Source organism: Cypionkella sp. (assembly GCF_030652235.1).
Lineage (GTDB): Bacteria > Pseudomonadota > Alphaproteobacteria > Rhodobacterales > Rhodobacteraceae > Cypionkella.
In genome coordinates this window covers 306,083-331,647 of record NZ_JAUSBA010000034.1, presented here as the reverse complement: position 1 = coordinate 331,647, position 25,565 = coordinate 306,083, and the positions used below count along the sequence as shown (strand labels likewise).

At 57.5% G+C, this 25,565-nt stretch carries 21 protein-coding genes, 1 tRNA gene and 2 pseudogenes; 9 read left to right on the top strand and 15 right to left on the bottom strand.

Annotated elements, in window-relative coordinates; all coding sequences use genetic code 11:
- Positions 1-153: 153 nt before the first annotated feature.
- From Q7V03_RS12220 to Q7V03_RS12195, 6 genes are all read right to left on the bottom strand, one after another.
- Positions 154-1,479 (bottom strand): McrC family protein, encoded by a 1,326-nt coding sequence (locus Q7V03_RS12220; RefSeq protein ID WP_304925867.1) that lies wholly within the window; start codon positions 1,477-1,479, stop codon positions 154-156.
- The gene (locus Q7V03_RS12215; protein ID WP_304925866.1) at positions 1,476-4,109 is read right to left on the bottom strand and encodes an AAA family ATPase; all 2,634 of its coding nucleotides are present in this window, start codon (positions 4,107-4,109) and stop codon (positions 1,476-1,478) included. Before Q7V03_RS12215 ends, Q7V03_RS12220 begins: the two co-directional genes overlap by 4 nt.
- A 384-nt stretch (positions 4,110-4,493) precedes the next feature.
- Positions 4,494-5,273, bottom strand: coding sequence for a metallophosphoesterase (locus Q7V03_RS12210; protein WP_304925865.1), 780 nt, complete (start codon positions 5,271-5,273; stop codon positions 4,494-4,496).
- Between the two features lie 133 nt (positions 5,274-5,406).
- Positions 5,407-6,438 (bottom strand): MBL fold metallo-hydrolase, encoded by a 1,032-nt coding sequence (locus tag Q7V03_RS12205; protein WP_304925864.1) that lies wholly within the window; start codon positions 6,436-6,438, stop codon positions 5,407-5,409.
- Entirely contained in the window at positions 6,435-7,415 is a 981-nt protein-coding gene (locus Q7V03_RS12200) for a hypothetical protein (protein ID WP_304925863.1), read from the bottom strand. Before Q7V03_RS12200 ends, Q7V03_RS12205 begins: the two co-directional genes overlap by 4 nt.
- Positions 7,416-7,759: 344 nt before the next feature.
- A complete protein-coding gene (locus Q7V03_RS12195; protein ID WP_304925862.1) occupies positions 7,760-8,161 on the bottom strand; it encodes a hypothetical protein in 402 nt (133 codons plus the stop codon).
- Positions 8,162-8,262: 101 nt separating this feature from the next.
- Between Q7V03_RS12195 and Q7V03_RS12190 the strand changes: the two genes are divergently transcribed.
- The 6 genes from Q7V03_RS12190 to Q7V03_RS12165 all read left to right on the top strand — a co-directional run bounded on the left by Q7V03_RS12190 (position 8,263) and on the right by Q7V03_RS12165 (position 14,009).
- Complete coding sequence (locus Q7V03_RS12190) at positions 8,263-9,240, top strand: YafY family protein (protein ID WP_304925861.1); 978 nt, start codon at positions 8,263-8,265, stop codon at positions 9,238-9,240.
- 76 nt (positions 9,241-9,316) lie between these two features.
- Complete coding sequence (locus Q7V03_RS12185; RefSeq protein ID WP_304925860.1) at positions 9,317-10,012, top strand: HEPN domain-containing protein; 696 nt, start codon at positions 9,317-9,319, stop codon at positions 10,010-10,012.
- 196 nt (positions 10,013-10,208) lie between these two features.
- On the top strand, positions 10,209-10,796 hold the full coding sequence (locus Q7V03_RS12180; protein WP_304925859.1) for a hypothetical protein: 588 nt from the start codon (positions 10,209-10,211) through the stop codon (positions 10,794-10,796).
- Positions 10,702-12,039: a hypothetical protein gene (locus Q7V03_RS12175; RefSeq protein ID WP_304925858.1), complete on the top strand. Its 1,338-nt coding sequence runs from the start codon at positions 10,702-10,704 to the stop codon at positions 12,037-12,039. The genes Q7V03_RS12180 and Q7V03_RS12175 overlap by 95 nt, the downstream gene beginning before the upstream one ends.
- 6 nt (positions 12,040-12,045) lie before the next feature.
- Positions 12,046-13,188: an ImmA/IrrE family metallo-endopeptidase gene (locus Q7V03_RS12170; protein WP_304925857.1), complete on the top strand. Its 1,143-nt coding sequence runs from the start codon at positions 12,046-12,048 to the stop codon at positions 13,186-13,188.
- A 50-nt stretch (positions 13,189-13,238) separates the two neighbouring features.
- On the top strand, positions 13,239-14,009 hold the full coding sequence (locus Q7V03_RS12165) for an HNH endonuclease (protein ID WP_304925856.1): 771 nt from the start codon (positions 13,239-13,241) through the stop codon (positions 14,007-14,009).
- Positions 14,010-14,085: 76 nt separating this feature from the next.
- Here the strand turns inward: Q7V03_RS12165 and Q7V03_RS12160 are convergent, their stop codons facing one another.
- From Q7V03_RS12160 to Q7V03_RS12145, 4 genes and pseudogenes are all read right to left on the bottom strand, one after another.
- Entirely contained in the window at positions 14,086-15,096 is a 1,011-nt protein-coding gene (locus Q7V03_RS12160) for a hypothetical protein (RefSeq protein ID WP_304925855.1), read from the bottom strand.
- Positions 15,097-15,400: 304 nt separating this feature from the next.
- Positions 15,401-16,027, bottom strand: coding sequence for a hypothetical protein (locus Q7V03_RS12155; RefSeq protein ID WP_304925854.1), 627 nt, complete (start codon positions 16,025-16,027; stop codon positions 15,401-15,403).
- Positions 16,014-16,229 carry a recombinase family protein gene (locus tag Q7V03_RS23875; RefSeq protein ID WP_370651115.1) on the bottom strand — a complete coding sequence of 72 codons (216 nt, stop codon included), beginning with the start codon at positions 16,227-16,229 and terminating at the stop codon, positions 16,014-16,016. Before Q7V03_RS23875 ends, Q7V03_RS12155 begins: the two co-directional genes overlap by 14 nt.
- Positions 16,230-16,520: 291 nt before the next feature.
- Positions 16,521-16,790, bottom strand: a pseudogene (locus Q7V03_RS12145) (transposase); the annotation flags it as partial.
- Between the two features lie 12 nt (positions 16,791-16,802).
- Here Q7V03_RS12145 and Q7V03_RS12140 point away from each other — a divergent pair.
- From Q7V03_RS12140 to Q7V03_RS12130, 3 genes and pseudogenes are all read left to right on the top strand, one after another.
- Positions 16,803-17,216 (top strand): annotated as a pseudogene (locus Q7V03_RS12140) (ATP-binding protein); the annotation flags it as partial.
- A 188-nt stretch (positions 17,217-17,404) separates the two neighbouring features.
- A complete protein-coding gene (locus Q7V03_RS12135) occupies positions 17,405-17,599 on the top strand; it encodes a hypothetical protein (protein WP_304925853.1) in 195 nt (64 codons plus the stop codon).
- The gene (locus Q7V03_RS12130) at positions 17,596-19,191 is read left to right on the top strand and encodes a UvrD-helicase domain-containing protein (RefSeq protein ID WP_304925852.1); all 1,596 of its coding nucleotides are present in this window, start codon (positions 17,596-17,598) and stop codon (positions 19,189-19,191) included. The genes Q7V03_RS12135 and Q7V03_RS12130 overlap by 4 nt, the downstream gene beginning before the upstream one ends.
- Before the next feature lie 30 nt (positions 19,192-19,221).
- Here the strand turns inward: Q7V03_RS12130 and Q7V03_RS12125 are convergent, their stop codons facing one another.
- The 5 genes from Q7V03_RS12125 to Q7V03_RS12105 all read right to left on the bottom strand — a co-directional run bounded on the left by Q7V03_RS12125 (position 19,222) and on the right by Q7V03_RS12105 (position 25,144).
- A complete protein-coding gene (locus Q7V03_RS12125) occupies positions 19,222-20,490 on the bottom strand; it encodes a tyrosine-type recombinase/integrase (RefSeq protein ID WP_304925851.1) in 1,269 nt (422 codons plus the stop codon).
- A 173-nt stretch (positions 20,491-20,663) separates the two neighbouring features.
- Positions 20,664-20,753 (bottom strand) — tRNA-Ser (locus tag Q7V03_RS12120).
- A gap of 202 nt (positions 20,754-20,955) precedes the next feature.
- Positions 20,956-21,678: an alanyl-tRNA editing protein gene (locus Q7V03_RS12115; RefSeq protein ID WP_304925850.1), complete on the bottom strand. Its 723-nt coding sequence runs from the start codon at positions 21,676-21,678 to the stop codon at positions 20,956-20,958.
- The gene (locus tag Q7V03_RS12110) at positions 21,675-24,113 is read right to left on the bottom strand and encodes a DUF3772 domain-containing protein (protein ID WP_304925849.1); all 2,439 of its coding nucleotides are present in this window, start codon (positions 24,111-24,113) and stop codon (positions 21,675-21,677) included. The genes Q7V03_RS12115 and Q7V03_RS12110 overlap by 4 nt, the downstream gene beginning before the upstream one ends.
- Positions 24,110-25,144, bottom strand: a complete 1,035-nt coding sequence (locus tag Q7V03_RS12105; protein WP_304925848.1) for a cysteine synthase A — start codon at positions 25,142-25,144, stop codon at positions 24,110-24,112. Before Q7V03_RS12105 ends, Q7V03_RS12110 begins: the two co-directional genes overlap by 4 nt.
- Positions 25,145-25,565 lie beyond the last annotated feature (421 nt).

Here is a 25,565-nt window from a genome sequence, read left to right as displayed (position 1 = left end):
GTTTTCCTTACGAAAGAGCGATGCAAAAACAGCCGCCCAAAATAATTCCAGCGGGCGCACAACAAAAATCTTAGGTCATAAGGGTTTGACAATTTGGCAAAGCGATACATCGCGCCGCCCGCCCCGCAAACCCTGAACTGATGTTCACAACCCTCATGCCGTTGTTCGAGCGACTGACGCGCCGCCCGCCAACAGCAGGCGTAGTCGGCCAAGGATGTTATTGCTATTCGACACATCAATGCTGGCCGTCTCCAAAATCACATTGCGCCCGGTAATCTTATGCCTCGCATGGATGTCTTCCATGTCCCCCAGCCCCAAGTGATATGGATAGAGCAGCGTTAGTCTAGCCGCTCCATATAGCTGGCTATACGCCATCATTTGGTAAATGTCGGCCTGTGAAACGCCCTGTTTGGGATCATCAATCCGCGACGAGAGCCGTTTCCACTTGGTATCAATCACATGCGTGACGATGCCAGCGGAGCGTATCAGTATATCGGGCTTGGTCTGGAAAAGGCCGCGCTGAGTGTCCTGTGCCGCCAGACAGTAAAGCCGTCCGCCTTGCAACGAAACGCTGGTGCCACTGCCCGCGACCGCGCGCATCAGCAGACGGCCAATGTAGTCTTCAAAAAGCGCATTCATTTCAAACAGCAGCGCAGTGCCCTGTCCCGCGCCCCGCGTTGTCGATTGATAAAGATTCTGCAGGAAAAGCCGCGCCATGCCGAACAGATCCTGCCAACGCCGATTTGTGCGGTCGATCACGATATCATCCCATCGCAGCGCCGAGACTGGGACATCGGTTATCTCTGCATAAACAAAGGAAAGCTCGCGCAGGCGGCGTTGGTTGGCTGGGCTTCGCGACAGCCGCGAAAGCTGGCCAACCGCCGCCTTCATGACGCGGTTGAGTGTGATGTCCTCAGACAGAATATCAAAGCGGCACGCCAGTTGCGACGGATTTACAGCATGCCGGGTGAACTGGCGCGCGATGTTCAACGTGCCACGCAGGGCGGCAAGATCATCCTCGTGCTGCAGATAGCGGCGCGGCATTCCCTGCCGGACGGCATCGGTTAGCTTTTCACAAAAAATGCGGATCAAGATTTCCAGCAAAGTTTCGCGCTGAAACTCCAGTTCGGTGATAAGCCCGGTGTCGATCTTCAGATCAAGCGCCACCGCGAGCATATGGATCAAACGCCGCCGGATTGCTGCGTTCTGTTGATCGGTTGTCTGTGCCGCTGCGGTGTCAGCCGGAATTTCAATTTTCGGCAGTATTTCCAGCGTGCAGCCCTGCACGGCCAGCACCCCGACCACACCTCGCGCCCGCAAGGCGTGCCGTCCATGCTCCAGCACGCCACCACCACCCCGGCCCGCCAAAGACGATCCTGCCGCGACAACAGCAAGTTTATCCGCCAGATTGGCAGGAATTTTCTCCTCGCCATCGCCGTAAGGCAACGTTTCCCATTCGCGGATGGTGCGGCGGATCATGGCGCTTGGAATTTCGCAAAGTCGAATTCTGCCTTGACGCTCCACCGCCATTTTTCTTCGGCCATATCGTCTGCCCCCAGACTGTCGGGGGGTGCAAGACGCTTGGCCTCGAGAAAATGCGTCTGCGCAGCGTCAGGACGATCTCCCAAAACCGCCGCCACTTTTGACCAATCGTCGTAGAAATATTCCGACAGCAGCGGAATGACCTTGTGCTGCATCACGTCTTCAACGCCCGCTTTGTCGCTGCAGCCGGTGAAAAAGCCATGGCCAATCTGATGATCGCGGTCAAACAGATATTCGATCCGCTCATTGAGGGTGGTCAGCATCCTGCACAGATTGATACCGTCCAGATTGTCCGCAGCAAGTCCACGCTCGGCCAAAGCCGCGCGCAGGGCGTTCACATCGGGCATAAGTTCCCGAAACGTAAACCTGCGGCGCAGCGCGGTATCCAAAAGTGCAATCGAGCGGTCCGCGGTGTTCATCGTGCCAATAATATGCAGGTTCGACGGCACGCCAAAACTCAGCCCCGAATAAGGCAGCCGCAACCGCACCTCGTTCAGACACCCCAGACGCTTGTCGGCCTCTAGCAAAGTGATCAACTCGCCGAAAACCTTCGAGATATTGGCGCGGTTGATTTCATCTATGATCAATACGAAGTCACGCGCGCCAGCGGTGGGCGGCAAAGCATCGCGCTTGTAAGCGATGCTTTCCAAACCATCCCAGTCTATCGCCGCATCATCCAGCTTGTAGATTGGTTGAAATGCGCTGAATTTCTCAGGATAAAAGGCTGATCTGTCGGCCCCCTCGATGTCTGACCAAATCCACTCCACGCTGCGGGCATGGGGAAATTCGTCCTCTGCGGAAATAAACTCGTAAGCGCCGGTCACGCGCCCGATAGCCACAATCTGATTTTTGCCTACGGTCAGAACGACATAATCGTCAATTTCAACGCCCGCTCTGAAATACCAACTGCCGCTGATATCCGCGTAACGTCCATTCGCATCGGGGTGGTCCTCGCGCCACTGCGCTTTAATCGCTTCGAACTGTTCATATTCCGAGGGCGACCAATCAACTCTGCCACCGAATCCCCAAAACATCTTGCTGTCTTCAAGCGATTTTTCCAGCCGAGCTCGCCAATCACTTCCGATCAAGCTCAGCTTAAACAGGTTCCGATTCCGATCAAGCCGGTTTTCGGCGCTGCTGCCGGTGTTCTCCGCAGTGCTGCCCGTATCAAGGCGGGCACGTTCGCTGATTTGCTTAAACACGCCGGCATGGGGTTTCAGACTGAACCCAGCCGATGCGGGCGCCTCTGACTCTGTGTCGTCTTTGGCTTTGTCCGTCGTCGGTCGCAGCCCCTCAACGAAATCCTCATAGGAAAACGATTGGTGGAAGGTGACAAACTCGATGCGACCCTCACTGACAAGTTTGCGATAAAGCGTCATCAGCTCAGCGCGATCACTCCGCAGCGTCACGGCAACCGCGTCGCCCAGGCAAATTCGCACCGCTTCATAGGCCGTGGCGAAAGTCTTGCCCGTCCCGGGAGGGCCATAAAGGATGATGTTTGTCGGTGCGGTCATAGCGGCATTCCTTGCGTCAGCAATAGGTTGGGTGGGGGGCATCACGGCCGCATCTTTGGCGTTGAAAGCCACCCAAAGCAGGCTTTGCACATCCATCAGATCACGCGGAGCCAAGCCTTTGTCACGCAACGCGTCTCGGATGCGGTGGGCAAAGCCAAGTTCGGCGGTATATTCCGGCGCCGCCTCACCGCGCGGAAAGCGCAGGCCGGTGGCTTCAAAATACATGGCATCCAGAAAACTGCGCCGCAGCAGCAGTGCCTCTGCGGGGTTCAACAGCATCAGGGCGAATTCGGCAACCTGCCGGGCGCTGTCGCGTGTTGGATTGGGGCAATGCTGCATCCATGCGGCAATGAAAGACGCGACCGCAGCCGCGTGCCTTGGTGCATCGGGGACAGCCGCGATCAGTGCGGATACCGCCAGCGACATCGCGGCATGGTCGCAGTCACCCTTGGGCGAAAGCGGCCAATAGACCTGCCATTGCAGCAAATTGATCCCCGCCATCGCGCCATGCAACGCCTCCAACCTTGCGCGGTCATCCTGTGCTGCCGCCAGCGCCTGCCGCAGCTTATCGGCGGCTGCGTCTTTATACTCGCGCTCGTCCGCTTCAAAGGCGGGGTCAGCTGGCACAAAGCCTTGCCAGTTTGGAAATCTGGCTTTCACGCGCTGGATCCAGCGTGCCAGCGCGCGGGGGAACGGATCGCCTGACAGCGCGTCCAGCAACACCAGATCCTCTGGTTTGCGCAGCTCAAGCGCTGGCCCTTCATACGAATCCAGATAGGTTTTGCGCGCCGAATGCAGCTTTATCGGCAACGTGCTGCGCACCTCTGGCGGCAGCAGCGCCGCCACCTCCGCCGTCAGATAGAAATTCTGCATCCCCGTCGACCCGATCCCCCACAACATGCGCCTGCCCGCCGCATCACCCAACACCACCACCTTCTTCAGGATTGCTTCGGGAATAAACCCAGAACAATCGCGCAAATGGGCGATGATCTGGGCACGAAACGGCGTCGCGGAGTCTTGTGGCATCTGGGCTTCGATTTCAGACCAGTTCATTATAGGATTCCTATCTTGGGCAATTTGTTCCAAGCACACAGCTTATGTTCCGGACCGGTGCCCCGCGCGGGGGCCATAACCAGGATCGCTGCATGCGCGCAGCCCATAGAGCGCTTCAGGTTTGACCCTGACAACAATGTGCGGCCGTCGAGAATTCTCATTACTTCTCCAACATTTACCCAAAATCAATCGCCGAGGCGATCGGCTCGACGGACCTCAATTTTAGCAATAACCGAGCAGGGTGACATTTTTTGGCATGGCCAAATCGCGCTTTGGAAATAATTTCTGTGCTTTGCGTTGGCTTAGTGGCGGCTTTGCGGCCTTATGGCGAAGCTTATCGCGTGAGGCGTCCGGGTAATCGGGTTTCGAAGCCGCCGCCTTCGCCTACAAGATTTGTGTTACCTTTGGATCCCAAGGCAACGGCACCACAAAACCCTCCTGATAGCCCAACGCCCGGAAATGCGTGTCATCAAACTGCGCCTCCCATCCGTGATGCCAGTGGCCGAACATCCACAACTGCGGCGCTAGAATCTGCACCACTTCGGCAAGAAAGGCGCGGGTTCGGGTCGGGCGAATTTCCAAGCCCGGCACGGCCCTGTCGCTATTCATGTCTGCGTGCAGCGCTTGGGCCACAAATTGTGGAGCATCGTGGCTGATCACAACCCTGATCTGTGTCTTGACCTTGTCCAGTTGTGACAAAATGTGGTCGGCCGCCCGTGCCGTTATCTCGGTATCCTCGCCGAGCAGACCGCCGTCAGCCCCACCCAGAAACAAAACCGACCCGGAAACCGCCCCATCCGGTAAAAACCCCGGCGCCGCATGGATCAGCGAGGGCGCGTCATGATTGCCACGCAGGAACCGATGTCTGGGATGCCTGCGGTGAAACTGCTGCACCTCGCGCTCTTCGCGGGGCGAAAAATGGCCAAACCCGTAGTCACCGACATGGATTGACGGCAGCGGCCCGCCAAAGCGCGCCTCCTCTCGGTCAATCAATGCGCGATAGGTGTCAATATCAGCATGCGTATCACCGATCACGATGGTCGGAATCAAGGGCAGACGCACCCGGCCCTGCGCATCATCCCCTTCAAACATAGACAGGTTGACCGTCTGCAACGCGGGCAAGACCGCTAAAGCCTTGTCCTTCGTGGTCCCAGTTCGTGCCATGCACTGGCACAATCTGACGTGCCGCGATGGATGCCGCAAAGGCGCGCAGATCTGCCGGGCCGGCATGGCCGCTGGTGTGAATATACCGTAAATCTGCGCCACCGCTGCGGCACCACTCAACTGCGGTGGAGGGTTAGTCGAGATAGCCGCGCCACATCGACCAAACCACAGCATCCGCCGCAGTCGGGTCCACGCCGCTGGCACGATAGTCGCGCACCAAACCATCGCGCAGCATCACAACAGACCGACTGCCCTTGATCGCCCGCGCTGACATGCCATACTTGGCCATCCGATCCACGAACGCGCCACACCCGGAATTCCGGTAGTGATTTGCAAGACCTCGTGTGATCACAACCTTCAGCTGATCCATGCCCGGGCGTGGCAGGCGCGTGCCTTGTGCAATCGTGTCCAACACCTCTGCCGTGTAAAGGTCAATAACCAGAGTCCGCCCCGTCTTTAGCGCCGCCCGGTAAAGTGTTACGGTGCGGTCAATGTTCTGCCCAGACCAGCAACAGAACACCTGCCCCTGCACGCGGCTGAAAAGTGACACGAAATCCGCCTCAAGCGATGCTTCAGAAATGACAGGCTTGTCGGTTCCAAGGTTGGTGCCTTCAAGGATCAGCAGATCAACGGTGCCAATTCCAGCCTGCATAAGCCGATCAACAAGGGCTGATTTTCGGCCATGCCTGCGAAAATCGCCGCTGTAAAGCAAGCGCTGCCCAGCGCCTTCGATCAGCAGCATATAGGCATCAAAGGCCGAGTGATCCGTCAGGATCGGCGTCACCCGAAACGCCCCAACGCTGAATGCACCGCGACTGTTCCAGCGGTTCAACACCCGCCCAAGTGGGGCGCGCGCCAGCCCCGCGGTGATCTCGATCAGCTTGGCCGAAGCAGCACCGCTCCACACCGGCCAGGCCAATGGCAGCTCGTTGATCAGCCCCGAATGGTCCTGATGCGAGTGGCAGATCAGCACCGTGGCTTGCCCCGAGAGATCAAGCGTCCTAGGCAGCAACCCGGTTGCGTCTTTCGGTGCGTCGAGCGGCCGCCCGGCATCAAGGATCAGGCGTTCTCCATTGGGATGGCGAATCTCAATGCAGGTGCCGCCAATTTGGTAGCCGCCACGATGCACTGTCAGTTCAAGTTGCGTTGAGGTGGCGTGGATCAAGGCAGTTCCAGCTTGGCGTTGGGGTTGACCATATGCACCGCAACCGGGCTTTGGTCTACGGGAAGGCGCGCCGCTTCTGTTAGCTTAGGCAGATGGGCCTTGCAGAAAAGCGCGTCATTCTCGCGGTTGTCGATCAGCAAACGCACGTTCGGATCGACCCCCACCAGCTTTGACGGATCAGCCGCGACGGCGCGAATGGCGGCGCCCAAAACCGGAATTGGCTTGCCCTCACTGGCCCATACCGCTGCGGCAATCTTGTGCAACGCGACCAGGATCTCGCAGTTTTCCCGGTAGGCATCTCGCACCACGTCCAACGATCCGGGCGCATCGAACCATGTCGCATAGCTGGCGAGTTGCCTGAAAACCTCTGGCGTGGTGGTGGAACGGATGCGCCCGTCCTTCACATGCTTGGCTTCCCAAAACACCACTTTCCATCCGTCGCCCGATGGCTCCAGTGCCACCAGATCAATGCGTGGAGCCACCCGTTCGATCGCACCATGTAGCGCCGGAAGTCCCATCTCCAGATCAATGATTTGTGCATTCGCACCGACAACAAGATCAACAAATATCTTCTCGATGCCTTGATAGCCATGCGTGCGGCGGATCCAGCAATCCAGATCACCCGCATCCGGGAAGTCTTGCGCAATCGCATCGAAGCGAATGTATTTTTGCGCGTCGCCACCCCCAAGGTATTTATTATGGACGCGCGCAGTAATCTTTGAACCGAAATCAGCCTTAGCAACCGATTGCCCGCCGCAGTAAAAATTCACATAGCCATTGCGGATCGCAAGCCGCAGCTGAACTGGCCGAGCTCCCTCCGATTTTTTATCACCGTTCTTGGGCTTCCAATTTTCGCTTTGGGCCGCCGTCCCGGCTGGCTGCCAGCGCAGCAACAACTCCCGCAACCAAGGTTGCGCTTTCAACTCTGGATCAGCCGCCAAAGCACCCAAGTTCAACACCCGCTTGAAGTCACTCATGTCCCGCACCTTCACTGTTAAAGACATCGCCGAGAATCAATTCGACAAACCGCCAGCCGATACATACGCCGCAATGGTGTCAATTATTGTCATGGACCGGGCATAATTTCACTTTGCGACATTCGAAAAACTATAAGTCATTGTGAAACCTATACTTTCTGCACAAAGCTTGACCACTGCTGCACTGCCTGTTCGCGGCTGGCAATCCAATGGCGCAGATCGCGGGTGGCAAGTATGCCGCTTCGCACAGCCTCAATCTGCGCGTCGAAATCAATGAAATGATCCAGCTTTAAGGCGGAAGGGGAACAGGATCAGCCTGACCAGAACCGGCTCGTTGTCTTCACTCATCTCAAGCGCGCCCAAGCGGCGGCCCCTGCTGCGCGCGCATCAGCCACATGATGAAAGCGCCCCTCACATGCCACCCCCATCACCTCGACCGAATAGACCTCTTTATCGTCGGCTTTATGCGTAGTGCGCTTCAGGATGGTCGCAACACGGCGGGTGCCTTCGGGGTCGGCATAACCGTGACACTGCGGGAAATCGGCGTCATGGGGCTCCCACCACAAATCGCCCTCCCGCCTGATGCGGGCCACACGGCGGCGCGCAAACTCGGCCCCTATCCCAGCCCGCAGCAGTGCTGCATCCGGCTGTCCGCGCAGAGCAGATCGCCCGACATTCCCCAACAAACGCTTCAGCGCCGCATCCGTTATGCCTAGCAGTGCGGCAAGCCTTTTCTCGATCATCATTGTCTGCTCCGGCCTCCTTCGGCTGGGCGAAAGAATCGCCTTTGCCGCCTGTCCGATCAGGACTAGCGTTAAGCCATGCCAGAACTTGTCATGGATCCTTGATGTCATTTTCCAAAGCTCAGGATCTGCTGCGTCTCGCACTGATGGCATCAGCGCGCCACGGCGGCGTCAGCCTTGAAGAAATCGCTAATGAATTCAACATCTCGCATCGCACCGCCCAGCGGATGACCGATGCGCTAGAGACGCTGTTCCAAACCGACACCCAAGACGGCCCCGACCGCAAACGCCGCTGGAGACTGCAAGATCAGCGCCCGGCCCGCCTGCCGACACGCGCCGAACCCACGATCGAGGCGCTGGATCTGGCCATCCGCGCCGCCCGCAGCGAAGGCCGCATTCCCCACGCCGACACCCTGTCGATGCTGCGCGATGAGTTGGTCGGGCGGATGCGGCCCAGTGACGCCCGCCGCGCCGAAGCGGATGCCGAGGCACTGCTGCAATCCATGGGCCATGTCGCCCGCCCCGGCCCCCGCGCCGTGATCCCGCCCGATGTGCTTGCCCCGATCACCGATGCTTTGCGCGGCCCGTTCCAACTTCTAGTCCGCTATCACAAGGATACCGCACCGCGCGTGCTTGAACCGCATGGGCTGCTGCTGGGCCACCGCGCCTATCTGGTCGCCCGCCAACCGTCCCGCAGTGATCAGCTGATCAACTTCCGGCTTGACCGTATCCACGAAGCCCAGTGCTTGACGACAAGTTTCGCCATCGACGCGGGATTCACCATCGAAGCACATGCAGCGCAGGCGTTTGGAGTCTGGCAGAATCCCGATCAGCTTGGCGAAGTGGTCTGGCGTTTCGCACCGGACGCCGCCGACCATGCGCAGGGTTTTCGCTTTCACCCCAGCCAAACGCTGGAACCGCAGCCAGATGGCAGCCTGATCGTGCGGTTTGAAGCCTCTGGCTGGCTGGAAATGGCTTGGTTCCTGTATCAATGGGGCAATAAAGTCGAGGTTCTGGCCCCCGAGGGCTTGCGCAAATTGGTCGAAAACCACCGCCGCGATGATTTTGACGGATTGCCGTGACATTATCACCCTGATTTCGCCTGATTTATCGTAGCAACTGATTTCGCGTAAAGATTGTATGGGGACGAGATAGGGTATGCTGACATTCACAGCTTTGAAGGAAAAAGAACGACATCTGCGCGCTGATTTCCCCGAAACCATGGGCCTGCGCGTGCATCGGGCGATTTCATGGATCGGGCGGGCGCAGAAAGAACCAGACGACCCGGATGCGGCTTTCCTGTTCCATTGGATCGCCTTCAACGCGGCCTATGCCGACGAGACAGAGTTTCAGTCGATCCCCTTAGGTGAACGCGCTGCTTTCACCGATTTCTTCAGCCGCGTGGTGCGGCTTGACACATCCCGCCGGATTTATCGCGCGATCTGGAGCACTTATACCGGCCCGGTGCGCCTGCTGTTAGAGAACCGCTTCGTGTTTCACCCGTTCTGGCAGCATACCAACGGCATCCCCGGCCATGAAAATTGGCAAGACCGCTTTGAGGCGTCGCGCAAGGTGTTCCACAAGGCGACGCAAGATGGCGATACTGCAAAGATGCTCAGCTTGGTGTTTGATCGGCTTTATGTGCTGCGCTGTCAGTTGGTGCATGGCGGCACAACTTGGGGCAGCTATGTCAACCGTGGGCAGGTCAAAGACAGCGCCGCGATCCTTGGCACACTGATGCCGCTGATCGCCGATATCATGCTCGACAATCCCACCGAGCCTTGGGGACGCCCGTTTTACCCGGTGATCGATGCTCCAGAGGCTGGGGTTTCGGGGTCGGCAAAACTTGGGTGACAGAATTTGCCACCCATTAGCCGCCTAATGGCATCGTAACTTTCTCTGATTCTGGTTGATTGAATGCGCATTGCACCATTGATGACCCGCGCGCCACTGGCTGGCGCAACAAGGCCCGTGACCTCAGGTCTGCTGCGCGACGCCTATCTGGTGCCTGCAAGCAAACCCGTTGATCTGCAAAAGCTGCTAACCGGGCGTGCAGCGCCTTGGTCAGACAGCTTTGCCGCAGCCCCTGCCGACAACCGAGGATGTCTGGCAAGCGCTGGACAACGGTCAGGTCTGGGGCCCGCTGATTGGCCGCGCCACCGTCGCCCGCACCGCCCGCGCCCTGCACTGGCCGCTTGAATTCCCCGATGTTATGGCAAAAGGCGGCTTTGATGTTGTGCTGGGCAACCCGCCGTGGGAACGCATCAAACTGCAAGAGCAGGAATTTTTCGCCGCCCGCTCCCCCGCCATTGCCAATGCTGCCAATAAGTCCGCGCGTGAGGGGCTGATCAAGGCGCTGGCCGCCGCCCCCGAGGGAAGCGCCGAGCGCGCGCTTTATGCCGAATTCCAGACCGCCAAACGCGTGGCCGAGGCCAGCAGCGAATTCGCCCGCACCCCGGCGGAAGAAGAGTTCACCACCCGCGAACGCAAGGTGGTGCTGCGGCCCGTGGGGGGGGCGTTTCCCGCTGACCGGGCGGGGCGATGTGAACACCTATGCGCTGTTTGCCGAACATTTTTCCCGCCTGACCGGGCCAAAGGGGCGCGCGGGCATCATCGTGCCCACGGGTATTGCCACTGAGGCTACAACAAGCCACTTCTTCGCTGAGTTGCAACGCGAAAAGCGCATAGCAAACATTTTTGATTTCGAAAACCGCGGTCACATTTTTTCTAGTCTTCACACCAAAACGAAATTTTGTCTGCTTACGATTTCTCGTGCGGCCGTGAAACAAGTTCAGATGTGTTTTATGGCGACCACGGTCTCGGATGTGACTGACACAAGAAAAGTCTTCAACATGGAGGCCCAAACTGTCGCACTATTCAATCCAATTACCCTTACCTTACCCATTCTCCGAAGCAGGGAAGACGCTAGGATACTGACAGACATATATCGCGGCGTTCCGATCTTATTGACCAACGCTGAAAGCATCACGGCTTGGCATGTTAACTTTGGCACCATGTTCCATATGTCAAACGACAGTGATTCATTTGTGAATCATTCCGAAATTTGCTTGCTTCCGTTATTCGAGGCGAAGATGTTTTGGCATTTCGACCACAGGTGGTCGTCGTTTTCAGATGCCGAAGATGAGGGCGCTGCATTGAACATGCGTCGAGACGAGAACTATGAACCCTCGCCTCGCTATTGGATCGCGGAACATCAAGTGTTGGCAAGACTTTCAGAAAAGAATTGGTCCAGAAAATGGATGATAGCTTCGCGCAATGTCTCAGACTCGCGCAATGAAAGGACTTTCGTCACGGCAATACTGCCAATTGGCGGGCTTGGTCACAGCGGTTCAGTGCTGGCACTGAAAAACGACGATCCTGCACTCGCATCATGCTTAGTTGCAAATTTTAACAGTCTCGTTCTGGATTTTGTCGCCAGGCAGAAGATCCCCGGGATGAACATCAGCTACTTTATGATCGAGCAATTCCCCATCCTCCCCCCCATTTACTACACGCCCGAGCACCTCGTCTTCCTCACCCCCCGAGTCCTCGAACTCACCTACACCAGCCACGCCCTCGCGCCCTTCGCCCGCGACCTTGGCCACAACGGCCCGCCGTTCGCATGGGACGAACCCCGTCGCGCGCAGTTGCGCGCCGAACTCGACGCCTTCTTCGCCCGCGCCTATAACCTCACCCGCGACGATCTGCGCTACATCCTCGACCCCGCCGACGTGATGGGCCCAACCTACCCCTCCGAAACCTTCCGCGTGCTAAAAGACAAAGAAACCCGCACTTACGGCGAATACCGCACCCGCCGCCTCGTGCTGTCTGCATGGGACGCGATGGCGGAAGACGGCACGTTCAAAGCGATGGGGATGTAGGAAGCTATGACCGTCAAGCCTGACGACAATGTGGAATTTTATCTTGCGATGGCAATCATCCAATGGTCGAAGGTCTCAGACTCGGTCGCTGTCGCCGCAAAATCTGTCGCTGATGCCCTCGTCGGTGATTGGGACTGTAGTGACGCGACGCGCATTTATGTTCTTGATGCGGTGCCCACTTTGCTGGCAAGGCTCCATCAAGGTGACAAGACAGCATTCGAGCAAGCTTATTTAGCGCTCGATGAATTCGGGCCTGATGAAGTCGCAGAACACTTGGATCGTTGTGTCGCGATTCAAAATGCAGCTGCTTTGCATACTAACCGCTCATTGATCGACGAACTAATCCAGCAGACCAACCTTTACGCCACCTCGGCCTCATTCATCAGCCTTCTGGAATTTGTTGCAAAGATGCGCGGTTTCGCCCCGTTCAACGCCATGCTGCTGCACGCGCAAAAGCCCGGCATCACCCATGCCGCAACGGCCACTGATTGGACCAGAAAATTCAACCGCACGCCCAAGCCCGACGCGCGCCCCTTGATCGTATTGCAGGTCATGGGGCCAGTTGGCTTTGTCTTCGATATTCTGGATACCGAAGGCGATGACCTGCCGCCTGACGCCTTTGCTTTCCCGACCCTTGGCGATCTTTCGGCGGCGCAGATGGCAGAAATTGTCACGGCCATAAAACGCGCCAAGATTGCGGTTGAGTATGTCGACAAAGGCGATGGCGCTGCGGGGTCAGTCTCGCGCACGAACGTCATGCTCAAAGGTGAGGAACGCCCCGTTTGGAAAATTCGGCTGAACCAAAATCACGCACCCCCTGTGCAGTTTGTAACCTTGGCGCATGAATTGGCGCATTTGTTTCTTGGCCATTTAGGGGCAGATCACGTGCGCCATATTAGCGCGCGCAGCCATCTGAAACATGATTTGCAAGAGGTCGAGGCGGAAACCGTGGCTTGGTTGGTTGCCCACCGCAACGGGTTAAAACCGAAAAGTGAAGCCTATCTTGATCAGTATAAGCTGGCTTTCAAGGCCCTGGATGTCGCTACCATACTGCGGGCCGCAAACGCCGTTGAAACCGCAATGGGAATTTCGGCAGCGCAGTTGGCAAAGGTTTCCAAAGGTGAACAAAACCTTAACACTCCTCATTAAGCCATTGATTTTACACAGCCCAAAAAGGCGCCACGCGTGGACACATTGAAATGACCCCACAAAACCCACCCGGATTCCTGATCGAAACCGAGGCGAACAAGGCCGCCTATCGCATGGGCTGGCGTATCCCTGCGGTAATTCAGGGAGCATGGCTGCCCTACACCTCGCACACCATCCCCGGCACCCTCTACCTCGCCGCCGTCCACCCCGAAGGCCCGTGGATCGCAGCCCTATCCGACCCCACCCAACTCCCCGTCCCGCCCTCGGATATTCCCGGCCCCGGCACCGTTCGCCTCGTCATCCCAACCCTCGCCCAGCTTCACACCATCCTAGATCAAATCTACCTCCAAGCCCTGCTACCCCCCACCCCCCTACAAACCTTCCAATCCCTCACCGCCACCCTGCCCCGCGAAACCGAAGCTGAAAGGCTGCGCGTGGAACGGATCGGCCAAGACATCTTCCGCGCCCGCCTGCTGCAAATCTGGAACCACACCTGCCCACTGACCGGCATCACCGAACCCGCCCTCCTCCGCGCCAGCCACATCATCCCCTGGGCCGCCTGCGACACCGACGCCGAGCGCCTGAACCCCGACAACGGCCTGCTCCTGTCAGCTCTATGGGACGCCGCCTTCGACCGCGGCCTCGTCACCTTCACCGATGAAGGTTCCCCTATCTTCCACGAAACTCTATCCGCCGCCGCCCGCGCGCAGCTCACCCACACGGCCCGCCTGCCACTCACAGCAGCCCAACAATCGCGCATGGCACGCCACAGAAATGAAACCTTCGCCTTACCGACTGCGTCTCCAGCCCTACATGCCTAAACTGGGCGGAGCTATGCCATGTGATGAGATAGAAGGGTTGTGGGCGCGACAAAATGCGCGCGCGCATTGGACCATTTTACTGCTGAGGTTCTGATGTTAAAGTGCCCGCAACATATTTGCCGCTCTCAGTAAGAATGTAACCGCCAGATGAATGCAACTTCCAGACACCGCTTCCAACTGCCTCAAAAATATTTCCGGTGGATTTGTCGCCCGAAATACCGACAATGTAGAGACAAAGCACTACGCCAATAATCACCGAAGCGGAACCTCCTGCCTTTCCCGGATTGATGAGGATCCATCGGCCTAAAGTATATAAGCTTATTACAAAAATATTAGCTTGGATGAGAATACGCTTAAGTTTGGATTTGCTCTGCCAAGCCACTCGCTCAGCTTGGACATACGCAGCATTGGCGGCGACTTCTGCGTTCCGTTTGCTTCTGAACTCAATGACAAGCTTATTGGGGGTATCAGGTATATCGCCTCGCCAAAACAATAACGTAAATATTGCGACAATCATCAAAAAGATGAAGGCTGCCGATGCAACACTTTGCTCGTTTATGATAGCATAAAGCAAACCTGATAGAAGCATGGCAGCTGACAGCTCCGACCGAAGTGTCACGGGAAATATCTTAATCGCAACAACGACGCAGAGACAAGCGTTAGCAAGGAGGAAAGCAGGCGACAAAATACCAAGTCCGTAGGCTCCGCCAGGCGGAAACCATATTTCACCATATCCGATTGGCGGCGACAAAGTATCTGCGAAAAGATGGATACTTATGGCAGCAAGAATAATGGCTATCGCGAACTTGGCCGCGACATACCGACGCAACGTCAGGCACAATATCCCCGGAATAAGAATAGAATGTGTTATAATTGAACGATGATGTAACAGCGGTTCCATGCTGAAATCAACGTCAGGTAGCCACGATATCGACGACGTTACGAAGGATATCGCGACCACAAATGCGAAGAACTTTAAAAACATAAAGATCACCGACGCATAGAACCGCGCCGAGGGGAAATGTCGGAATTCAGGAGCGGTTGCCTGTGAAATTTCCTCCCCAATGTCTACTGCTTCTTCAATCATTTTCCGCCTTAACTCCGGATCAGTTTCCAATGACACTATGGTCAAGCTTGGAATGTGACCAGCAGAAAAACTGAACTCACTGCGGCAGGAATGCGCTTAATATGTAGTCCAGTCACGCCCCACGCGGATTGGCTGACATCATTTCGGGGCCCGGCATTACTAGAACTGCGATGATCACTTCGACCGAGGCGCGCTATCTACAGCTGTCTGTCAAGCAGGGTGGACGCCCAGAGAGCCTATATTGATCTTCAGCGCCAAAGGCTAGCCCGAACATTTTATGATCAGCCATGGCTTGCCGACATGTTCAGAAGTCGCCCGAGCCGGGAATGTCAGGCTGCTGCGCTGCTTGGGGTTCAGTCGCCTTAGTGACGGCGGCCTTCGTATCTGCGCCTATCGGAGTTTTCAGTGCTTCAACTTGGTCGACGTCTGACGCCATCGCAATGTCCACTTCTTCGTCATCGCCGAGCCGGGCTTGAATTACTTCGAGCGCGGCCTTGCGCGCCCGTTTGACCGACGCAGGCGTCCACTCTCTGCCCCAGCCTGATCGAACTCCACGCCGGTTCAACAGCTTAGCCAGCGCTGGCACTGATAGATCAACGTATGCAGGGTCTTCCCTCATCATGTCAGCTATCTGAAACACGATCTCTTCCGCGCGCTCTGCACGCACCTTGGCTGAAGCCTTGTTTGCTGCTGACTTGTCGCTAGGCGAACCGAGAGCAACCCCCGCGCACTTGCGACCCTCCAGAGCCAGCTTAGTGCCTTCACTGATGTTTCGCGCGGCGACGGCACCTTGCTTGATGTGTTCCACCACCGTCACATGATCAACAACACCGCCATTGCTGATCGAAAACAGCGGCACTAGGAGCGTTCCCAACGACTCAGAAATCGAGAGAAGATTGCGATCAAGCCGGGTGAGATCAGTGACCAGCAAACCAGCACCTTCGTTGTTCGCAAGCGTGATCGTCCATCAGCCCATCGCGCCCCGACGAATTTCCGTCTGCCACAGCTGAACCAACATCTTCGTAGATGGAGAGGCAGGTAAGACCTCTTTCTCGACAGAACTGCCTGATCCTCTCTGCTTGACGTTCGAGCCCATCCGCTTCTGCATCCTGCCTCTCCGTCGATACCCGCATATATCCAACGATTGTATCAGGGAGGGGATGGCCTGCTGTTATGGTCATGGTGTGGGCCTTTGGGTGGAGCATTTACATACGGTTTTGGAGAAAGACGGTGCGGTCACATCCGTAATTGATCCCATATCGGATCATTTACAAGTATCAGGGCGATATTTTCTCCTGATCGTGAGACGGAACATTTGCTGGCTCTTCGGCTGAGGCATGGCACGCTGCCATCGGGGCGCGCAGCGCCGTTGCCGTCATACCTCCGCGCAATACAGCGCGGCCATGGTTGGAGACTACACCCGGCGCTCGGGGACTCACCGAAACTGTCCGCACCAGCATCGGTGGCTTGCGCGTCAGCATCTCGCCCAGCCATGTGCCCGGGAGGGCCGAGGCGTGGACATGTCGTTTGATGATGACGCTGTTGGCATCGATGATCAGCAGGCGTCGCAGCGATCGCTCGCCCATCTTCGTCGTGACCCCGAGGCGCTGCTTGCCACCGATCGAACGCTGCCGGGGCGTAAGGCCGAGCCAGGCCACAAAATCGCGCGCCTTGCGGAATGTCTCAGGTGACGGGAGTGTCGCGGAATCCCGATGCTGTCGCAACTGCTGAAGGCGGAGTTGGCCGAACGCGAAGTCCGCTCCATTGCCTATCAAATGAAGTCCGCGCGGTTCCCGGCCTACAAAGATCTATCAGGCTTCGGCTTCGCCGCCAGCGAGATCAACGAGGCCCCCGTCCGAACCCTGCACCGGTGCGAGTTCACGGATTGTGCGCAGAACGTCGTGCTGATCGGCGGTCCGGGCACAGGCAAGACCCATGTCGCAACAGCCTTGGGCATCCGGGCCATTGAACATCATCGCCGAAAGGTCCGCTTCTTCTCGACCATCGAACTGGTTAACGCCATCGAACAGGAAAAGGCCGAGGTCAAGGCCGGGCAAATCGCGGAAGGCTTGACCAAGCTCGACCTCATGATCCTGGACGAGTTGGGATACCTGTCTTTCCACTTGGGGGCAGAAGCTTGGAAACGATGGGATATTCGTCTCCATGATAAATTGGATCGAGGTGCTGCCGGTTGACATCTTTGACGACATCGACCTAAAAATCTTTGGAAGCAGGAATACACATGCGATATCTTGTCAATATGTGCGATTTATTCGCCGACTATCGGTGTCTACACGCACGATATAATATGAATGAGCTGGGTTCAGAAGATGTGGCTGCGGAGCACCCTGCTAAACGGCAGCCATTGAAGGCGACGACCTCACTCAATTTTCACGCCAGCTATTTCCGCCAGTCCGGGTTCTTGATGAGTATTGGCAACGTGTGGCCGATCAATGGGATTTCAATGATCGCAGGAACGCTACCGGCTGGCGCTTTCCTGTGATCGAATGGCTTGCCTTGGGAGCGGTTGCTTTGCTCAGCAATATGTTCGGCTCGGAGACCAAGAAATCTGCGGGTCCAAGCGGCGGATCGATACTTTCGCGTTTTAACGAAGATGAGTGGAAACGAAAACGCGAAGCCGGTGTGGTGGCTTGGCGCGAGAGCTGGGAGAAGGAGATCGATCGAAGCCGATGGATTCCACAGAGCACTGCCCATCGAATCGTCGAGGCATATCCTCACCCTAATTCCGAGAGCGGCCTTATTTCCTTGAATTTGAAACCGAGTATTTTGCGCGACCTGCTGGCTGAGTTCGCAACGCATAACCTTGAGCACCTCGCCGGCCAGAAGACCAAGCTTAAGAGCTTTTTTGATACCGTGGAGGCATCGTCGCTTACTGAAGAGCAGACCGATGCTTGCATTTGCATGGACGACGCCGTTCAAATTGTTGCGGCTGCCGGATCAGGCAAGACCTCCACCATGGTTGCGAAGACGGGATACGTGCTTCACGAGGGACTAGCGAAGCCCGAAGAGATCCTATTGCTAGCCTTTAACTCGAAGGCGGCTGAGGAACTGCGTCAACGCGTCCATGGGCGCCTGAGCGGGTTCGAGGGATTAGATAAGGTCACTGTGTCGACTTTCCACGCATTCGGCCACAATCAGGTTCTCGGAAAGACCCGTGACGTCGCCAGGTGGGTTGGTTCACCTACCCAAGAAAAAGAGATGATCGCTGCGATCGTGCAGGATCTGCGTATGCGCGATCCTACGTTTGGAAATGAGTGGGACCTTTTCCGCACCGTCTACGGCCGTGCTGTCGACCAGCTCAGGGATATGGTCCAACCGCGTGACGACGGACGTGGCAACATCAGGACTGCTAATGGTGAATGGGTGAAAAGCCAGGAAGAGCGGCTTATTGCTGACTGGCTCTTTTTTCATGGCGTCCGTTACCAATATGAACGCGATTACGAGCATCCCACGAGGACGCAAGACCATCAGCAATACCGTCCCGATTTCTACTATCCTGACGCAAAGCTTTACCATGAGCACTTCGCATTGGATCGCAACGGAAAGGCACCTCCTCACTTTAGTGGCGACTACATAGCCGGCGTGCGATGGAAACGTCAGTGCCACGCCGAGTATGAGACCGATCTGTTCGAGACGACGTCGGACAGCCTGCGCAACGGAAAGGGATTTGAGCAACTTGCCAACGTCCTGAGAGAACACGACGTCGAACTTGTTTTTGATGCCGAGCGGCCGACAAAGGGGCAGCCGCCCCTTTCCACGCTTGAATTAGCAGGGTTAGTCCGAGCCTTTCAGCAGCACATGAAGAGCGGCGGTATCGCCACCGACGATATTGCGAAGGCACTCAAATCTGACAGTGCAAGCGATGCACATGTATCTCGTGCGTCGAGGTTTCTGTCGCTTTATGACCGGATCGCCAAGGAGTGGGAGCACCGTCTGCAAGAAGCCAACTGCATCGATTTCGACGATATGCTCAGCCTTGCTGACTGTGGCGAAATTGGTAGACGCAGATCCGGTCTATCTTCCGCTTTTCGAACGCCTAGAAATCGAGATCGCGCTGGACGAGTCGATGGGTGACGCGATCACACGGGCGCGCTTGATCGCGCGTCAGAGGGCAATGGTCTGAACGACCTGTTGAAGGTGCTCCATGGTGGCGCCCTTGCCGTAGCGTTCTCGGTCCAGGGCGTGACCAAACAGATCGCGCCGGATCCGTTCATCGACGCCAGCGGCGAGCATCCTGTCTTCAAACGCATGACGTAAGCTGTAGAGGGTGTGGCCAGGCGTCTCCATCAGGCCGTTCTCACGCATGAACTTGTTCACGGTCGCTGAAAGGGAAGGGTTGTCGCGATAGCGCGGAAACCCTTCTGGACACTCACGAAACGCTTCCAGGCTAATCCCGGCCAGCGGGATCACGCGCTTGGCGTGCTTGCTTTTCAGCTGACGACCTGCAGGTTCGATTGAAATATGCGGCACCTTAGCGGCCAAGTTGATATGTGCGCCCAGCAATCCCGCGCCCTCACTCGGACGATATCCGGTGTTCACCATACCTAGCACAATGCAACGCGCTTCGGTGTTCAAGCCAGCTAGCGCGCCAGGTGCCAAGATCTTCTCCTTGATCCAGTTCACCGAGAATGGCGGCCGCTGGCGTTGCTCGCCTTCTTTGATTGCCAAATCGGACAGCGGCAACACCAAGCCCAGCCGCTTCATCCGGTTCACGGTCTTGAAGATGTCGCCGAGGTGAACGAGGTCCTTGTTGCCGCTGTTGGCGGTCAGATCCTCAAGTTCCATCCGTTCCATCCACCAGCTGCGGAAATCAAGCATGTCATCGCCAGTGATCTTGGCGAGCGCCTTGTCGCCGATGAGATCGATGAAGTTTTTCACCGCCTTCAAGCGTGGGTTTTTCCAGCGGCGCAACTGATCCTCGCTTTTGCCAAAGGTTTTGTCCTTGGCGAGCGTCCAGTAAAGCTCCAGCGCCTTGCTCACCGAAATCTCCGGTTCAACAGCTCCGCCTAGGATCGCCGCGGCCTCGATCAAATTCGGGCCTGATCTCGTCTGCGTGACCGCCTCTATCCGGGTCAGTAGTTCCTCGCGCTCTAACTTGGCGACATCGGTTACCTTCATGAAACGGAAACCGCGGGCGGATGCCAGCTCCCGCGCGGCCTCGAACCGCGTCTCAGCATCACTGCTATCCCCAGCGAGGAGCGCTTCCCATCCCTCGACCATGTTGGCCCAAGCGGTCACCTCCTTCGTGGTGGCAAGGGCTTCCGAGTCCGTGTGAAGACTTACCCAGACAAACTGACGCGGCTCGACACCCGCATAGCGCTTCGGAACGCGCCTATAAAGATACTGAGTTTTGCCACGCTTCTTGATTGCCATGATGCCGCTGACCTCGTTGAGTAGGTCAAGGATGCGTCGCTGAACACGAGGTGTAAAGCAAAATGTAGCGCAAAATGTATAGCACTCAATGGTTTTGGATTGAAGCCAGTCGATTAAAAATCAATATAAGGCCGTATTTTCAATAACTTACAGCAAGAAACTAGCAATGAAAATGGCGGATCGATAGGGATTCGAACCCTAGAGACGGTTCCCCGCCTACACACTTTCCAGGCGTGCGCCTTCGACCACTCGGCCACCGATCCGTTGCGGGTGTTTAGCCTGCAACGCAGCGCGGGCGCAAGGGGGGAAACTTGGGTTTTGCTGCGGTTTTTGCGGGACTTTCGGCGGGGTTTAGAGCGTGTTGCGGTCGATTGGGGTCATGCATCCACGCTGCCGCCGAGGCAGCGATTGTCTTTGCAAACGCGCTCAGAGGGCAAAGTGACTGCGGATAAACGCGGGCATGCCCTAATCGACGAGCAACAGGTTGACCCGGCGGTTTTGTTTGCCTTTGTTCTCGATACGGCCGATCTCAACCCGGCCAATCTCGGCGGTGCGCGCGACATGGGTGCCGCCGCAGGGTTGCAGGTCAATCTGCGCCGCGCCCTGCCCGATCCGCACCAAGCGGATACGGCCCTGCCCCATTGGCGGGCTGACCGACATGGTTTTGACAAGTTGTGGATTGGCCAGCAATTCGGCCTCGCTGATCCAAGAGTCTGTGATCGGAAGATCACGCTCGATCAACAGGTTAAGCGCGGTGTTCAGGGCTGCAACATCTTGCGGCGGCTCTGGCATCATGAAATCCAGACGGCCCTTGTCGGCACCGATCTGCCCCCCCGTCACCGGCAAGGGGATCACCACCGACAACAGATGCAGCGCGGTATGCACCCGCATGTGGCGGTGGCGGCGGTGCCAGTCAAGGCGCTGGGTGATTTTGCTGCCCACCGGCGGCAAGGCGGTGGCCTCGGCTGGCACCAAAGCGATCAGCCCGCCTTCAACCTTCACCGCCGTTGCAATCGGCATCCGCCCGCCCGACCAAACGATCATGCCGCTGTCCCCCGGCTGCCCACCTGCGGTGGCGTAGAAGATTGAAGCATCCAGCACGATGCCACCTTCCGGCGTATGGGCCAGCACGGTCGCCTCAGCTTCACGCAGATAGGCGTCGTCACGAAACAGCAGTTGAGTTGTCATACGTCAGGTTTTCCTTGCGCAGGCGGAAGAATACCAATTTTTTGCAACTCTCGCAGGGCAGCAGCCAGCTCATCGACGTTGCGCAGATGAATATCCTGCTGGGTAAACGGAATCTCGATCTTGTTTTCGGCAAAGCAGCGGACGATTTCATGGTTGATTTCTGAGCGCACCTCCAAGCTGAAATTTACATCCCGCAGGATCATCCTGATTTCAAAGTTAATCGAATCTGCGCCAAAGCCGATCAGCGCAATCACCGGCGGCGGGTTCAACACCACCAACGGCTGTGCCTCGGCGATCTCGCGCAACACCTGATCAACCCGCCGGGTATCCGAGCCGAAAGCCACGCCAACCGGCACAATCAGCCGCCCTGACATGTTGAAGCGGGTAAAGTTTGTCACTGCCCCCGAGATCAGATCCGAGTTCGGCACGATCACGTCGGATCGGTCGAAAGTCTGGATTCGGGTGGAGCGCACCGAGATTGATTTGACGATGCCCGTTGTGGTGCCAACCTCGATCCAGTCACCCTCGGACACCGGGCGTTCGACAAGCAAGATCACGCCCGACACAAAGTTCGACACAATCGTCTGCAAGCCAAAACCGATGCCGATCGACAAAGCCGAAGCCACCAGCGCAAAGCCCGACAGATCAATCCCCGCCGCCGTGATCGCCAGCAGCGCCGACAAAAACACCCCAGCGTAGCCCACGCCCGAAACGATGGCATTTCGTCCGCCCTGATCCAGCGAGGTGCGCGGCAGGATTGAGGATTTCAAGCCGCCCTGCACCAGTCGCGTCACCGCATAGCTGACCCCAAACACCGCGACGAGGACGATGAAATTCGTCGGTGATATCCGCACCCCGCCCAACGAGACGCCAGAGCGGAACGAGGTCCACAGATCGACCAGATCAACAACCCGCGCACCCCAGATCAGCGCCAACAGCGGCAGCGCCGCACAGGTGATCACCAGGCCGGCAATGATCGGCATCAAGCCATCGTGCCGGGCCTCAGGCGTGCGCGCCACCGTCACATACAATTCGGCAAAGAAGCCTTGCACCACCACCACCATCGCAAACAGCGACAACGTGTTGATCGCAGGCCAGATCAGCGCATTGGCGGCACTGACATAGCCGATCAGGCCCAGCGCCGGGGCCACCACCGCGATGGCGATGGCGGCAGAGGAGACCCAATAGATCAGCTCAAACCGGAACGCGCCCTCGCCGCCACTCCGCCCAGCCGCACTTTGCCGCCGCAAGATCTGGCCCAACCGATACAGCGCAACCGCCGCGAACACGTGTAACGGCACCACGATCACCGAAATCGCCGCATCGGTCGCCTGCGCCACCTGCTGCGCACGATCTGCGGCGATATTGCTGGCCGCCCCGCCGAGGAAATTCGCCGCCCGCGGCACGATCCACGTCGCCATCAGATCGTAAAGCGCCACCGAGACCCCCAGCAGCACCGCCTGCAACCGCCCCTCGGCACGGTCCTCTAGCCCAAGGCCAATAGCGCTTTCCTGTTCGGGGTCGGCCGGGAAGACATGATGCGCCAGCCAGCGTGTCAGGAAGATCACCAACACCACAGCGGGCAGCGCTGAAAACAGCGACAGGATGATTGGCCCAAACAGCGAGGCCCGCTCCAGCGCCATATACAGCAACACCGCCCCTGCCACGGGCAAAGCCACTTGACCCAAAGACATAATGCCGGAAATCAGGTTGCGCCCGCGCATCTGGGTCTTGGACAGCAGCCAAGTGGTCAGACGCCGCATCCAACGGCCGCCGCGCACCAACAACAAAAGTGCCGCCAACACCAAAACCACGATCAACGGCGCATTGTCGCGCAACTGGTCGACATTCATCGGCCGCGTGAAGCGCCAACGGGTCTCATCCCAGATCCACTGCCCCATCCAGCGGAACATCGACACCGCTGTCGGCCAATTCACCGGGTTCAGCGCCGAGGGCGACAGGCGCAGCAATTTATCGGCGTGCCGTTCGCGGATCAGCTTGTCAATCGAGGCGATGGTGCTGTCGGCGCGGGTGGTGGCCTCGGTGGCGGTCAGCACCGGGGCTTGCAGCTTGGCCAATTCGGCGCTCAACTCGACACGCCGCTTGGCGATCATCGCATCTTCGGTCTGCCCCTCGGCGGGCACCGGGCCCAGCGCCGCGATCTGGTTTTTCGCGGTGGCAATCTGGTCGGCATTGCTGCCCTGTGCGGCACTAAAGGTCGAGCGCCATTTCACCATCTCGGCGCGCATATTGCTCAGGCGTTCGTCATCGACCTGCGCTTTGACCACAACATCCTCAATCTGCGACACCGTGGTGTCGAAGGTCTTGTAGTCATCGGCTTTAAGCGCATCCTGGGCAGCGACTGGGCCAGCCGGCCCCAGCGCCGCCAGTAGCACCAGAACCAGCAGCAGCCTGCGCAGTAAAGGCGCGATCATGCGTCTTCAAACACCGTCGGGATATTCGACGGCCCGCGATCCAGCCACTTCGGCACTGGCAGACCCTTTTCCTTCAGGAACGCCGGGTTATACAGCTTGGACTGATAGCGGTTACCATAATCGCATAGGATGGTGACAATGGTATGGCCCGGCCCCATCTCGCGCGCCATCCGCACCGCCCCTGCAATGTTGATACCGGATGATCCGCCCAGACAAATGCCTTCCTCCTCCAGCATCTCAAAGCACAAAGGCAAAGCCTCGACATCCGGAATGCGATAGCTGAAATCGGGGGTGAAGCCTTCCAGATTGGCGGTAATCCGGCCCTGCCCGATGCCTTCGGTGATCGAGTTTCCGGGGCTGTCAAACTGACCCGTGGTGTAGAACGCATGCAAAGCCGCCCCCTCCGGGTCCGCCAGACCGATCTTCACGCCTTTGGGCTGCAACGCCAAGGCAACCCCCGCCAAAGTGCCGCCAGAACCCACAGCACAGATAAAACCATCAACCTTGCCGCCGGTCTGCTCCCAAATCTCTGGCCCGGTGGTCTCAACATGGCTCAGCCGATTGGCGACGTTGTCAAACTGATTGGCCCAGATCGCACCATTCGGCTCGGTGCGCGCCAAAGCTTCCGCCAGACGGCCCGAGTAGCGCACATAGTTGTTCAGGTTCTTGTAGGGTGCCGCCGGCACCTGCACCAATTCGGCACCCGCCAAGCGCAGCATGTCCTTTTTTTCCTGCGATTGCGTCTCAGGAATAACGATCACGGTGCGAAATCCCATGCTCGCACCAACCAGCGCCAAACCGATCCCGGTGTTGCCCGCCGTCCCTTCCACAATCGTGCCGCCCGGCTGCAACTGGCCTTTGGCGACCGCATCGCGGATCATGTAAAGCGCCGCGCGATCCTTCACCGATTGGCCGGGATTAAGAAACTCACACTTGCCCAAGATCGTGCAGCCGGTGATCTCTGACGCACGTTTCAGCTTCAAAAGCGGGGTGTTGCCGATCGTGTCAGCCAAGTCACTGTGAATCCGCATGGGAAAACCATCCTTTATACCGTTGCTAAAGGAATAGGCGAGCAGGCGGGCAAACTCAAGCGCAGCCAGACCGAAAAGGAAATCCGCACGGCTTGCGCTGGTGGCGTTGAACCGCGTTCCAGCAATCCCCCACCAGCCCAAACAATCCCCACCCCAGCGATTTCATACTGGCTTAAACATTCCCGCGCGGCGCTTAGACACAAACCCCAAGAACCGTCCCCGCAGAACATCCAGAGCCGGTTCCGATTTTTGAGAAAAATCGTGGCCACATCCTGACCCAGTCGCGCCTATGGCCTGCGACACAGATGAACAAATCCTAAACATAAATATTCAACCTATTGATAACACAGCACAACCAAATCTGTCCACGCGGGGACACCCCAAAGAAAAGGGCGGAGCCTTTCAGCCCCGCCCCAATTCC